This is a genomic window from Prosthecobacter sp. (assembly GCF_044222565.1).
In the GTDB taxonomy this organism is placed as follows: Bacteria; Verrucomicrobiota; Verrucomicrobiia; order Verrucomicrobiales; family Verrucomicrobiaceae; genus Prosthecobacter.
On record NZ_JBGANA010000020.1, the window covers coordinates 77,790 to 89,913 of the forward strand.

At 58.6% G+C, this 12,124-nt stretch carries 10 protein-coding genes; 9 read left to right on the top strand and 1 reads right to left on the bottom strand.

The genetic code is table 11. The features are described from left to right. Window positions 1-161 precede the first annotated feature (161 nt). From ACILSR_RS24385 to ACILSR_RS24400, 4 genes are all read left to right on the top strand, one after another. The gene (locus ACILSR_RS24385; protein WP_395752421.1) at window positions 162-512 is read left to right on the top strand and encodes a hypothetical protein; all 351 of its coding nucleotides are present in this window, start codon (window positions 162-164) and stop codon (window positions 510-512) included. A 22-nt stretch (window positions 513-534) separates the two neighbouring features. Then, window positions 535-1,557 carry a hypothetical protein gene (locus ACILSR_RS24390; RefSeq protein WP_395752422.1) on the top strand — a complete coding sequence of 341 codons (1,023 nt, stop codon included), beginning with the start codon at window positions 535-537 and terminating at the stop codon, window positions 1,555-1,557. Between the two features lie 155 nt (window positions 1,558-1,712). After that, window positions 1,713-4,133: a DUF1549 domain-containing protein gene (locus ACILSR_RS24395; protein ID WP_395752423.1), complete on the top strand. Its 2,421-nt coding sequence runs from the start codon at window positions 1,713-1,715 to the stop codon at window positions 4,131-4,133. An 82-nt stretch (window positions 4,134-4,215) separates the two neighbouring features. Next, entirely contained in the window at window positions 4,216-5,190 is a 975-nt protein-coding gene (locus tag ACILSR_RS24400; RefSeq protein ID WP_395752424.1) for a ThuA domain-containing protein, read from the top strand. A 5-nt stretch (window positions 5,191-5,195) separates the two neighbouring features. On the opposite strand, the gene ACILSR_RS24405 is transcribed toward ACILSR_RS24400, so the two are convergent. Beyond that, window positions 5,196-7,196, bottom strand: a complete 2,001-nt coding sequence (locus tag ACILSR_RS24405) for a type II secretion system protein GspD (protein WP_395752425.1) — start codon at window positions 7,194-7,196, stop codon at window positions 5,196-5,198. 300 nt (window positions 7,197-7,496) lie between these two features. Here ACILSR_RS24405 and ACILSR_RS24410 point away from each other — a divergent pair, with 300 nt between their 5' ends. The 5 genes from ACILSR_RS24410 to ACILSR_RS24430 are packed head-to-tail and all read left to right on the top strand — an operon-like array spanning window position 7,497 to window position 12,121. Further along, window positions 7,497-8,996: a choice-of-anchor K domain-containing protein gene (locus ACILSR_RS24410; protein ID WP_395752426.1), complete on the top strand. Its 1,500-nt coding sequence runs from the start codon at window positions 7,497-7,499 to the stop codon at window positions 8,994-8,996. Window positions 8,997-9,002: 6 nt separating this feature from the next. Beyond that, on the top strand, window positions 9,003-10,067 hold the full coding sequence (locus ACILSR_RS24415; protein WP_395740210.1) for a type IV pilus twitching motility protein PilT: 1,065 nt from the start codon (window positions 9,003-9,005) through the stop codon (window positions 10,065-10,067). Next, window positions 10,054-10,923: a hypothetical protein gene (locus tag ACILSR_RS24420; RefSeq protein ID WP_395740211.1), complete on the top strand. Its 870-nt coding sequence runs from the start codon at window positions 10,054-10,056 to the stop codon at window positions 10,921-10,923. The genes ACILSR_RS24415 and ACILSR_RS24420 overlap by 14 nt, the downstream gene beginning before the upstream one ends. A gap of 14 nt (window positions 10,924-10,937) precedes the next feature. Next, window positions 10,938-11,492, top strand: coding sequence for a hypothetical protein (locus ACILSR_RS24425; protein ID WP_395752427.1), 555 nt, complete (start codon window positions 10,938-10,940; stop codon window positions 11,490-11,492). A 17-nt stretch (window positions 11,493-11,509) separates the two neighbouring features. Then, a complete protein-coding gene (locus ACILSR_RS24430) occupies window positions 11,510-12,121 on the top strand; it encodes a hypothetical protein (RefSeq protein WP_395752428.1) in 612 nt (203 codons plus the stop codon). Window positions 12,122-12,124 lie beyond the last annotated feature (3 nt).

Consider the following 12,124-nt stretch of genomic DNA (forward strand, 5'->3'; position numbering starts at 1 on the left):
AACATCTTGCAGCCATGAAGCACCGGGGCGGCGCAACACGCGGGCGTATTTTTCGCCAGAACGACTAAGATGCGACCATGCCCGCTTTTCAGAAGACTTTTCCACCCTTTTTCTAGGAATGCTTGCACGAACTGGCGGGATGTACTAAAACCGCCCCCGTCATGAGAATTTCACTTTCCCGAGGTGCCGCGCTGTGTGTCCTCGCCCTTCCGCTTCTACTTACTTCGTGCAAGGAGGATCTGGCTGTCTTCCTTGAAAAGGAGGCCTTGGAAAACGAACTGCAGACGGCCAGAGCGGAAATCACCGAATTTGACACCAAATTGAGTGCTCTCGGCCAGACACTTCCCAATGCCAGAGCTGCCTTGGAATCTCAGATCAAAGCCGCTGACAGGACCAATGCCGAGCTCGCGCAGGAGATGGTGGACCTGAACACCCGGCTGGCCCGCCTGGATGCCGGGCTCAAAAAGTACCGTCCTGTCATCGAAGGGTACAAAGCAAAATACCTCCCCTAATTTTTTCCCATTTCCCTCCACCATGGAATCAAGCACCTTCTGGAAAGTCAGCATCCTCCTCACCGTTGTGGGCTGCGCCTATTCGGGCTACCAATACTACCAGCACAATCTCAAGGTCCAGGAAGCGAAGACCGAAATCCAGAGTCTAAAGCTCCAGATTGCGGAAATGCACACTTTCCGCGATGCCAGAAAAACAGACTGGGAGGCCTATGAGGCACTGAAGGTCAAGGCCGCTGCAGCGGCTGCGAAAACAGCGCCCCTCAAACAGCAGAAGGAAGAACTGGAGAATAAAATCAAAGCCTCCGTTGCTGCATTCAAAGCACTGGTGGACTCCGGGGGCGAAGCCGTGGAAAAAGTCCGGGCCAATGCTTCCAGTCTGGTCATTCCTGAACTCAAGCTCTCCGACGGCCGCGTGCTGAAGAACGCCCAGATCCGCAAGCTTGAGGAAACACAGATCTCATTCACCCACTCGGATGGCATTGGGACCGTGCCGATCAGCCTGCTTCCTCCTGAGACTCTTGAGCGGCTGGACATCGGGCCAAACAGCCTCGCGGGAGTGATCACCATTGCTGCCACAGACATCTTCGCCGGGACCTCCCATGCGGGTGGCATCAGCCTGAAATGCCCCTTCCCGCTGACGGAGAAACCCTATCCGGTGAAACTGCCCGTTGTGGCGGAAGCCAGGCAGTTTGAAGGCGGAGTCGCGGATGAAATGGAAGTCAGCGTTGCATCCATTCGCTACGTCCCGGGCACCACTATAAATCTGGACGCCGCCGTCGCAGGAACCGTGAAATCGATCTCCGCCCTGCCAGGCATGTCCAGTCCCAAGCAGCAAATCAAGGACCTCAAGGTATCCGACTTCACCGCCAAAAGGCTTTCCTTTTCCGCCAAGCGTGGCGGCGGGGAAATGTTTGCCGAGAGCCTGTTCATCTACAACGGAGAAAAAATGTGGATGATCCAGGTCATTTACTCCAACAAGACCAAAGGCGGAAGTGCAATCGCTGAGAGCATTCTCAGCTCTGTACTGGTGGATTCAGTCCCCTGATCAGCGACGTCTCCGATCACAAAGGAGTGCTTGAGGGGTCGCGACTGGATGTTGAATAGCAGCATGGCCGCGTAACGCCGCGGTGAGGGGAGATTCACGCCATGAGCGTGATGCCCCGTGAGATTTCCGCTTCTTCGAACGTTCGTGCTCTTTGAATGCGTTTCCCGATTCTCCTTCTACTGTCCACCACGCTGGCCGCGCCGGCCGCTGTCGATTTCTCTCACCAGATCGTACCGATTCTGCGTGAACACTGTGCTGAATGCCACGCGGGCGAAAAAAAGAAAGGCGGCTTTTCATTCAATGATCGTGCCGCCTTGATGGAGGGCGGCGAAGAAGGCGCCGTGGTGGTGATGGGCAAAAGCGCTGAAAGCGAATTGATCAAAGCCATCCTTTCTTCCGATCCAGATGAACAAATGCCGCCGAAAGGCAAGCGGGTGCCTGCGGACCAGATCGCCCTGCTCAAGCAATGGATCGACGAGGGATTGGTTTGGGAGGAGGGGTTTGCCTTCAAAAAGCCCGCCTATGAGCCACCCCTGCTGCCGCGCACTCCCGCGCTGCCAGCGGCGGTGGATGGACGAAGCAACCCGGTTGACCGCATTCTCGATCAATACCTGGCGCAAAAAAAACTCCCCCGCCCCGCAGCCATCGACGATGCCACCTTCGCCCGTCGTGCCAGTCTTGATCTCGTCGGCCTGCTGCCCACACCTCAAGAACTGGAGACCTTCACGAAGGATGCGTCTCCAGACAAGCGCGCGCGCCTGATAGACTCGCTCTTAAAACGCGACGTGGACTACACCGAGCACTGGCTCACGTTTTGGAACGACCTGCTGCGCAACGACTACGGCGGCACCGGCTTCATCACCGGCGGGCGCAAGCAGATCAGCAACTGGCTGTACCATGCGCTTGTCACAAACATGCCTTTCGACCAGTTTGTGCGCGAACTCATTGCGCCACCGAACGATGAGAGCCGCGGATTCATCGACGGCATCAAATGGCGCGGCGATGTCAGCGCCGGACAGACGGTGGAGATCCAGTTCGCGCAAAGTGTTTCCCAAAGCTTCCTTGGCATCAACATGAAGTGCGCTTCATGCCACGACAGCTTCATCGACCGCTGGAAGCTGAGCGAGGCCTACGGACTGGCCGCCATTTATTCGGCGCGCCCGCTGGAGATCAACCGCTGCGACAAGCCTATCGGCCAGCAGGCGGTGGCATCGTGGCTGTTCCCGGAGATCGGCCAGGTGGATGCGAAGGCTGCGCCGGCGGAGCGACTGAAACAACTGGCTGCACTGATGACGCATCCGAAAAACGGCCGTGTCACGCGAACCATCGTGAACCGCCTGTGGCAGCGCCTGATGGGGCGCGGCATCGTGCATCCGGTGGATGCCATGCAGACCGAACCGTGGAATGCGGACCTGCTCGATTACATTGCGGCGGATTTTGCAGAGCACCGCTATGATTTGAAAAAGACGATCGCGCTTATTGCCACCTCGCAGGCTTATCAATCTCATGCACAGGTGATGACCAAGGGCATCGACGACCGCGGCTACACTTATGCAGGTCCGCGAACGAAGCGGCTCACGGCGGAGCAGTTTGTGGATGCCATCTGGCAGATCACAGGCGCCGCACCGTCGAAGATGGATGCGGGCGTGCTGCGAGGGAAAGTGGATCCGGAACTTGCAAAGCAGATCAAGATCCAAGGCGAATGGATCTGGGGTGACAGCGCCAAACCCGGCAGCACCCCGCCTTCGGGAGAAACGATCACCCTGCGCAAGACGATCAAGCTGGACGCCGACCCGGCAAGCGCCAGCGCCGTCGTGACCTGCGACAACGGCTACACCCTGTTTGTGAACAATCGCAAAGTCAGCGCAGGGGACGACTGGACCAAACTCGCCGCCGTGCCGCTGCAAACGGCGCTGCGCAAAGGCGCGAACACAGTCCTCGTCATAGCCACCAACGCGGGCAAAGGCCCCAACCCCGCCGGCTTTTTCTTCGACGCCCGCGTGCGCGATGCGGCGGGCAAGGAAACCGCCATCAGCAGCGATGCCGCCTGGGAATGGACCGCCAAGGCTCCGCCCGCCAAAGAAGGACGCATCGCCGCCTTTGATCCGAAGGACTGGAAGCCCGTCACCGTTGTGAAAGCCCTGGGCTCATGGCAGCAGGCCATCCAGACACAGGCCCCCACGCTTCTGGCCCAGGGAGCCTCTGGTTCAACCCACATGATCCGCGCTTCGCTCATGAAGTCTGATTTCCTGATGCGCACCCTCGGCCGTCCGAACCGTGACCAAATCGTCACCGCCCGCCCGAACGATCTCACCACCCTGGAAGCCATCGATCTGGCCAACGGCAGCGTTCTCGCAGGAGCCATCGCCAAGGGAGCACAGAGGTTGCTGGCATTGAAAGATTCGTCTCCCTCTGCCTTGATCACGAACTTGTACCTGCAGGCACTCTGCCGCAGCCCTTCAGCGACCGAACTCGCCACTGCGCAGAGCCTGATCGGGGAGAAACCCACCCAGCAGTCCCTGGAAGATCTGCTGTGGGCGGTGTGCATGCTACCAGAGTTTCAGGTGGTGCGGTGAAGCCGAGGCGCTGATCTCCGGCTTCGGCTCTTGATTTGGCACCGAGGCCGGGAATGATGCGGTCCAGTCCACTCCAACCCTTATGAAGCCCGTCCTCCTGCTCGCACTCCTCGCCGCCACCGCTGTTTCACTGCAGGCCGTCACGCCAGATGGCAAAAAGAAGCTCGTCCTCATCGCTGGAAAGCCCTCGCACCCGCCGGGCATGCATGAGTTCCGCGCGGGCACCATGCTGCTGGAAAAATGCCTCAAGAGCGTGCCCAACCTGGTGGTGGACCGCCATGAGATGGGATGGGTGACCGATGAAAAGACCTTTGACGACGCAGACGCGGTGGTCATTTACGCAGACGGCGGTGGCAAACACCCCGCCGTGGTGGACGGGCACCTGGAGACGCTGCGCAAACTGACCGCCAAAGGAGTGGGTTTTGGCTGCATGCACTACGGCGTGGAAGTGGTGGCCGGCCAGGCGGGCAAAGAATTTCAGGAATGGATCGGCGGATACTATGAGAATGCTTACTCCTGCAACCCGATCTGGGATGCCAGTTACACCTCCCTTCCCGAGCACCCCATCACCAGCGGTGTGCAGCCTTTCACCACCAAAGATGAATGGTACATCCACATGCGCTTCCGTCCCGCCTTTGGTCATGGCGTCGCTTCTGCAGAAGACGGTGCCGCGAAGTTTGTACCCATTCTGGTGGCCCCGCCGAGCGATGCGACGCGCGACGGCCCCTATGTGGCCCCCAAAGGCCCCTACCCGCACATCCAGGCGGAAAAAGGCAGCCCTGAAACGATGATGTGGAGCATCGAGCGCGCCGATGGCGGCCGTGGTTTTGGCTTCACCGGCGGCCATTTCCATGCCAACTGGGGCAACGACAATGTCCGCAAAGCCGTGCTCAATGCCCTGCTGTGGGTGACGAAAGTCGATGTGCCTGAAAAGGGTGTGGAATCCACCGTCACCCCCGAAGAGCTGACACAGAACATGGACCCCAAAGCCGCGCCAAAGCCCAAGAATGCCGGCATGGAGACACCCCGTGTGTTTCAGCGCGTGGCCCAGCGCTGATCAGATCAGAGGTGCTCCTTCTTGAACAGAATGCTTCCGAAAGACTCGAGGCGTTTCAGGATGTTTCTGAGCAAATGCTGCTGCTGATCGATGAGGACAAACTTCGCCGGCTCGGAGAGCTTCATGTTTTCGCACTGCTCATCCACTCGCTGCACGGCGATCTTGAGTTCTTTGAGCTTCTGCTTCACTTCAGGCGTGATCCGGCTCTCCTTGATGGTGTTGCCGAGGATTTCGGATTCACGGGTGAAATAGTCCACGGCTTTGGGCAGCGCGGCGCTGCCGCCGATGAGGGCGCCCGTGGTGCTGTCCACTTTGGGCTTGTTGGCCAGATGAGGACGCAGCGGCACCACCGACTGCGGCTCCGATGGCAGGCCGCCATTGCGTGCATCAATGATCGTCGGCGTGATGAAGAGCATGAGGCTCTTGTGGTTCTTGCTGCGGCTCTTGTAATCGAAGAGCCACTTAAGTCCTGGAATCTTGCTGAGGAAGGGAACGCCTGCCTCGGCTTCCTTTTCAGTGGCCTCATCCAGCCCGCCAACTGCGACGGTGAAACCCGAATCAATCTCCACCGGCGCACTGTAAACACGTGACGAGGCGACGGGATAGGGATTGCCTGAAATGACCTGAGTTCCGATGATGCTGGAAACGGTGACCGCCACATTGAGCAGCACCTTTTCCGCCTGCATGCGCTTGGGCAGAATGTTCAGCACCGTGCCAATCGGCAGGTAGGCGACCTTGGTGGTGGTGGTGGCGCCGACGGAGCCGGAGCTTGCGGTGGAGCTGGCATCCAGCACCGGCTGGTTCACCACGGCGCGAATGGCCACCTCACGATTGCTCAGGGTGACCATGCGGGGGTAAGATGTCGTGTTGGTTTCCTGGTCCCGCATCATGGCCCGCAGCTTGACGTTCACGTCCTGCGCACTGAGAACGCTCATTGCGGGAAACCCCAGCGACGCGCCCACGTTGTTCAGGTCAGCACCGGTGAGCAGATTGGCGAGGTCGGTCCGATAGCCGCCCGACGTCGGCGTGTTGGTGTAATTGACGGTGACTTTGTCCTGGCCGGTGGTTGCATCTGTCGTGGTGGTCAGATCTTTGACCTGGCGGAAGTTTCCAGTTTCGAGCGTCCCCGTCCAGTCAATGCCAAATTCCCGCGAGGGATCACGCGACGTCTCGATGAATTTCACCTCGATGGCAATGAGGGTCTGAGGCTTGTCCGCGGCGGCAATGTAGCCCTCCACCCACAAGTGCTGGAGGCGTGTGGCCACAATATAGAGAGTGTTGGAGTCTGACTTCCAGATGACCTTGGGCTTCCGCACGGAACTCAGCTCGTTGGAGTTCATGGCTCGCGCGGCATTTTCATCGGTTCCAGAGCTGCTCATGCCGGGCATTCCCCCGGTCATCTGCCCGCCATCCATCTCCTCAGGAGGCAGCCCCAGCAGCATACGAATGTCATTGATGATTTCACTGCGCTTGACGGAAAAGGTCTGGCTCGTGCCTTGAAGGTCCATGCCCACGGCCGCTCCACTGACCCCGCCGCCAGCGGCGCCACCGCCCCCCCCGCCGCTCCGTGAAGATCCGCCGTTCGAGTTCACACGCTCAACGAGTTCGACCGCGTTGTTTCGGATCTCATAGGATTTGCCGATGAGTTCACGGTCATCCGCAGGGCGGATGTACCAGATGCCGTTGTCTGGAATGATGGCCAGTCCGTTGGCTTTGCACAGCGTCTCCAGAACTTGGAACGGGCTGGACCTGATGGAGAAGGTGATCAACCTGCCGCCTTCCGTGCTGTCATCTGGCAGCGAGAAGAAGGAGATGCCTGCATCCGTAGCGAGAAAGCGCAGGACATCGCTGAGCATCGCTTTGGAAAAGTCGTATTGGTTGGGTGCCGCAGCCCGCAACCGCTCCGCCTGCGCCTCATATTCCGGAGAGAGCTGATGCATTGCGCCTTGGTTAAACTGGGCGCGCAGCGGGGCTTCCGCCAGCACCGTCACCAAGAGGCAAAGCAAGATTTTAAACTGGAAATGTGCGGAAAAAGGACGCATATTATGGTAATTATACTTGAAATGGAAATACAAATCAAATGACATTTATCAATGATCTCTCTTGATTTTATGATTTCGACTAAATATTCACGCATTTGAATCATTTGACCATCTTTTTCATATTTTCCATATCTTCGCCTTGAATTTAGGAGCTTTTAACTATTTAGTTGTGCATTAATGATAACCACTAGAGCCAGCAATAGGAACGGAGGCTCGTGCAGATGCGTCTGCACGGCTGCGTTTACCTTGCTCGAGTTGATCATCATGATTTCCCTCATCGGGATCCTTGTGGGTGTGAGCGCCTCTCTTCTCACAGGCGATTCAAACTCAACTCGCGTGGCAAAGCTTCAATCCGACGTTTCGACCCTGAACCACATGGTGTCGCTCTATTTGGCGGACGGTGGCAGCCTGGCGGGCCTCACCACGCCGCAGGCGGTGCTCGATAAAATGAAGCGCACACGCCCTCAGTCGGAATGGCAGCAACATTCGGGGGATGTCACGGGCCGATTGCTGGATGTGCGCCTGCGCGCCCGGATGACTTCCAAGCCGGATGATTCCAACAATCCGAGGGCAGCCTGGGACCGAACGAAGCAACGCTTTGTGCTGAATACTGCCACGGGGAACGCAGTGTCAGAGTTCTATCTGGACGACAGCCTGGTGAGTGCGGATTTCGGCACCGAATCACGAACCAAGTCGGCCTATGCTTTCAATTCCAGCAGTTCGGGCTGGGTCTGGGGAACCTCGGTGGCAAGTCCAGCGGCCAACTACCTCGATCCGCAGCCGTTCTCGTCTCCCAATCCCACCACCGCCTTTGATCCTGACGAGACGACCACGGCTTCATCAGGACCACCCGCGGACTCTGGCGGTGGCAGTGGCGGCGGAGATGGCAGTGGCAGCGGCTCCCCTTCTCAGCCCACTCTTGCACTTCTGCCCATGCCTCTCATCAGCCCGCTGGGCGGCACTTTTGCTTTTAACAGCTTTCCCACCTCACTCACTCTGAGCACCGGAGGGGCTCCGGACAATGTCTCCAACCTGGTCTACAGCATCAATGGCGGCAGCTGGCAGCCCTATTCAGGCACCAGCATCCCAGTGACACCCGCAATGGTCATCCAGGCACGGAACGAAACCACCCGCCCGGCTGAATACGCGACGAGCAGCACGAACACCCAAACCTATTACCGTCTGACCAGCGGCTTTAGCGGAGCGGGGCAAGGAACCTGGGGCAATGCCATCGGTGGAGCGAACCTGGTCACCAGCATCCAGAACAGCGGGACGACGTCCGTATTTAAATCGGGGAACACCAAGCTCGACCTCGGCAACGGGGAGTATCTTGACGCCGGCGTGGAGAACTCGCTCACCTTTACTCCGGCAACGTTCGGAAGCATCGCACCAAACACGTGGTTCGACTTTGGCGCGATGCAGATCCTGAACGGCACCACGTTTTACAACAGCGAGGCTTCAGGAGTCACGCTCTCTGTGAATCTGAATCTGACCCAGCCTTCGGTCAACGTCACCACCCACGTTGACCTGGGCCTCGTCAGCACCACGAACACCAGCGACCGCCTGGCCAGCGCGGACATCGTGCAACTGCTCAATCCCACCACGGACTTCACCGTAAACATCGACGGGGTGCAGTATCGCCTGGAGCTGCAATGGGTCTCCCTCGATCCAAGCTCCAGCGTCGTGCAGGGAAACAACCTCCTCGTCTTTGAAGGCGCCACTGCAGCTGTGGAGCTGAGGGCAAGATTCACCAGCAACTATTAGCACACCATGGAAGACATTCACGAACGCAGTCAGCTTGGTTACCGGATGCTTCACCTCTCGAAGGATTCGGGTGTGAGTGACTTCTACGTCACGCCATGGGAGGCGCTGACCTACAAGCGCAACGGCAAGCTCTTTTACGATTCCTTCATCTACCAGCCGGAGCGTCCGCTGGAGTTCACCCCCGGATGCGTTGACTACGCCCTGCAGCTGGGTCCCCGGCGTTACCGTGTCAACCGCATGGTCACGCGCGGACGTCCCCGCTGGGTGCTGCGTTTGCTGCCAGAAAGCATTCCCGACATCAGCAAGCTGATGGTGCCTCCTCCAGCCATCAAGGCATTCCTGGAGGCAAAAAACGGCCTGTTCCTCGTTTGCGGTGCCACCGGGTCCGGCAAATCCACCACCATCGCGTCCATGATTCTTGAACGGGCCAAACGCCGTCAGGAGCATGTGCTCACCTTCGAGGACCCCATCGAATTCGTCTATCCTTCCGGCATTCCCTCCCTCGTGTCTCAGCGTGAGATCGGCACGGATGAGCTGGACTTCAACAAATCCCTCCGTGCTGCTCTTCGTCAGGCGCCGGACGTGATTCTGGTGGGAGAAATTCGAGACGGTGAGACAGCGGAAATCGCCCTGCAGGCGGCGGAAACGGGCCACGTGGTCGTAGCCACCCTGCACACCTCTTCCGCTGCGCAGACCGTGCAGCGCTATCTCAAGCTCATTCCGAGCGATCGCATGGAAAACGCCATGCTGTCCTTCGCAGACTCCATTCGCGGCATTCTATGCCAGCGCCTGCTGTTTGATGAAAACCGCGGCAAACGCTTTCCCATTCACGAACTGCTTCTGCCGTATGATTCGGTGTGCGGCATGATCCGCCGTGGCGAGTTCAAGAACCTCGACCAGGAGCTGGAGGCGGGCTTCACCCGCGGGATGGTGAGTTTTGAGCGCTGTCTGAACATGCGCATGGCGGACGGCTGGAAGCCTTCCACCGCGCGCAAAACCGGCTACACCGAACACGAGGTGTACGACTTCCTTTCAAAAGAACAACTGACCTCTATTTATGCTGTTGGATGAAATCAAATCTGTCCTGAGCTTTGCCGCTTTCAAAGCCGATCCCGACGACTCTGCCGTGCCGTGGGGAAAACGCTACGAAGCGCGCAAATCTCTTCTTCTCAATGTCAGCCGCGGCGCGGTGAGCTGGCGTTCCATCAACAAACGCGGCCGCTTTGAAGAGGGCGGTTTTCAAGAAGGCGAACTCGCCGATGCGGCTCCGCAGCGCGCTGAGGAATGGCGCGGCATGGTGGAGGGCGGCTGGTGCTCCGTCTCCGTGAACCACCGTTTCATCATCAGCCTCGAAAACAACCTGATGCGTGGTGACAACTGCGTCAGCCTGCTGCGCACCAATCCACGCGCCGTGCTGGGGCCAAAATATGACCGTGGCAAGCGTTACGCCATCTGCCACCATCCCGAGACCACCGCGAGCCTGCTCCTGGCTGTGGAGGAATCCCTCGTCAAGGTCACGGAGGACGTCCTCAAGACCGTCAATTTGAAGCCGGGACGCGTCTGTTGCGGCCTGTTTGCCATGCTTGAGCATGCGATCCTGAGCATCTACCGCGCAAGCTCCGGAGGCACGCCTTCGGACTTCGTGCTGATCGCCGCATGCGAAGGCTCTCTTGCGGTCCTGGTGCAACAGGAAGGCCAGTGGCGGGATATTCGCTGCCGCAGCGGCCTCGGGCCTGAGGCGGTGGAAACGGCACTGCAAATCATCAGCCCGCTGCTGGCCAAAATCCCCCAGGGCAGCCCGGTCTATTTCGTCGGTGACGGCCACGACAACAAGTTCCGTACCGAACTGATGCTGCACCTGGAGAAGGTCGGCGCCGCAGATCTTACGCAGGACGACCTGCTCTGGACCATCATCGGAGAACACTAGCCCTCCCATCCCCTATGAACGAATATCTTTGTCATGACTTCAAGACGCCGCGCACTGACACTTCGCGCCGTCTGCCATCCAGCTTCCGCGCCATTCCCGTCATCTTTTACGTGGCTCTGGTTGGCAGCGCCTATGTGATGACGATGGATTACTTCGGCTACAAAAGGGCGCTCAAACAAAAAACAGACGCCGAAGAACGCCAGAAAGTCAGCGAGGCTTCCACCGAGGCATTCCGGAAAGAGAAGGGCGATCTCGAGGCCGAAGCCACAAAGGCCGAAAAGGTCGCCGAGTGGATGGAGGGCGCACGCAACATCCAGCCCATCGCCGTGAAGATTGCCCGTGCGGTGCAGGCGGACACCCGCATCACCCAGGTGGCCCTTGAGCGCAATGAACAGGTGCCTTCCAACATCGCACTCACCATTCATCTCAATGGATCCAAAGTGTCCACAGAACTGGCGGCTATTGAATCAGCGCTCGGGCAGCTGCTCTACCGATCCTACTCGCCCCAGCAGACCAAGAACGGAGATGTCGTTGAATACCACTCCACCCTCGTCCGCCAGGCGGACTAACCCTCACCTCCACTGCCATGAATCCCAAGCAAATCGCCTGCGTAGTCCTGCTCCTGATCATTGGCGCCATGACATACACGGCACAGATGATTCACAAGAAGGTGACCACCACGCGCACTGAGGCGGAGGACGCCGAAACGGCTGCCGTCACCGCGGAAAACGAGCGCTCCACAGCCGAGATCGAAACCGCCGTTTTCAAAACCGAAACCGACGACATCCGGCGCTTTCTCCGCTCATGGCTGCCGGCGATTGACCATGTGCAGACCCAGCAGGAGGCCGAACAGACCATCGAGCTCAGTCTGCGCGAACGCGGTATCAATCTGGTGCGCTCTCGCAAGACCGAACCCAAGCAGGCCGCTGGAAACAAGATCATTCCGAAATCCATCGTCACCACGCTCACCATCGAGGAAGAATTTGCCAAGGTCCTCAACTGGTTGGGAGACATCGAGCGCAGGCTGCCCACCGCGCGCATGAAGGTGGTGCAGATCACAGGCGGCAGCACCGGCGCCCAGCTAAAGATGGATGTGTCTTTTGAAACACCGATTTTTGACCTCGCCTCGGTGGATGCTGACAAGAAGAAACCGGCTCCCAAACCCAGCAGCGCAGGGAAGCCAACCACGAAATCCTAGCCC

Coding starts and splice junctions, on each gene's coding strand:
- ACILSR_RS24385 (WP_395752421.1), top strand. CDS start 162: ATGAGAATTTCACTTTCCCGAGGTGCCGCGCTGTGTGTCCTCGCCCTT.
- ACILSR_RS24390 (WP_395752422.1), top strand. CDS start 535: ATGGAATCAAGCACCTTCTGGAAAGTCAGCATCCTCCTCACCGTTGTG.
- ACILSR_RS24395 (WP_395752423.1), top strand. CDS start 1,713: ATGCGTTTCCCGATTCTCCTTCTACTGTCCACCACGCTGGCCGCGCCG.
- ACILSR_RS24400 (WP_395752424.1), top strand. CDS start 4,216: ATGAAGCCCGTCCTCCTGCTCGCACTCCTCGCCGCCACCGCTGTTTCA.
- ACILSR_RS24410 (WP_395752426.1), top strand. CDS start 7,497: ATGATTTCCCTCATCGGGATCCTTGTGGGTGTGAGCGCCTCTCTTCTC.
- ACILSR_RS24415 (WP_395740210.1), top strand. CDS start 9,003: ATGGAAGACATTCACGAACGCAGTCAGCTTGGTTACCGGATGCTTCAC.
- ACILSR_RS24420 (WP_395740211.1), top strand. CDS start 10,054: ATGCTGTTGGATGAAATCAAATCTGTCCTGAGCTTTGCCGCTTTCAAA.
- ACILSR_RS24425 (WP_395752427.1), top strand. CDS start 10,938: ATGAACGAATATCTTTGTCATGACTTCAAGACGCCGCGCACTGACACT.
- ACILSR_RS24430 (WP_395752428.1), top strand. CDS start 11,510: ATGAATCCCAAGCAAATCGCCTGCGTAGTCCTGCTCCTGATCATTGGC.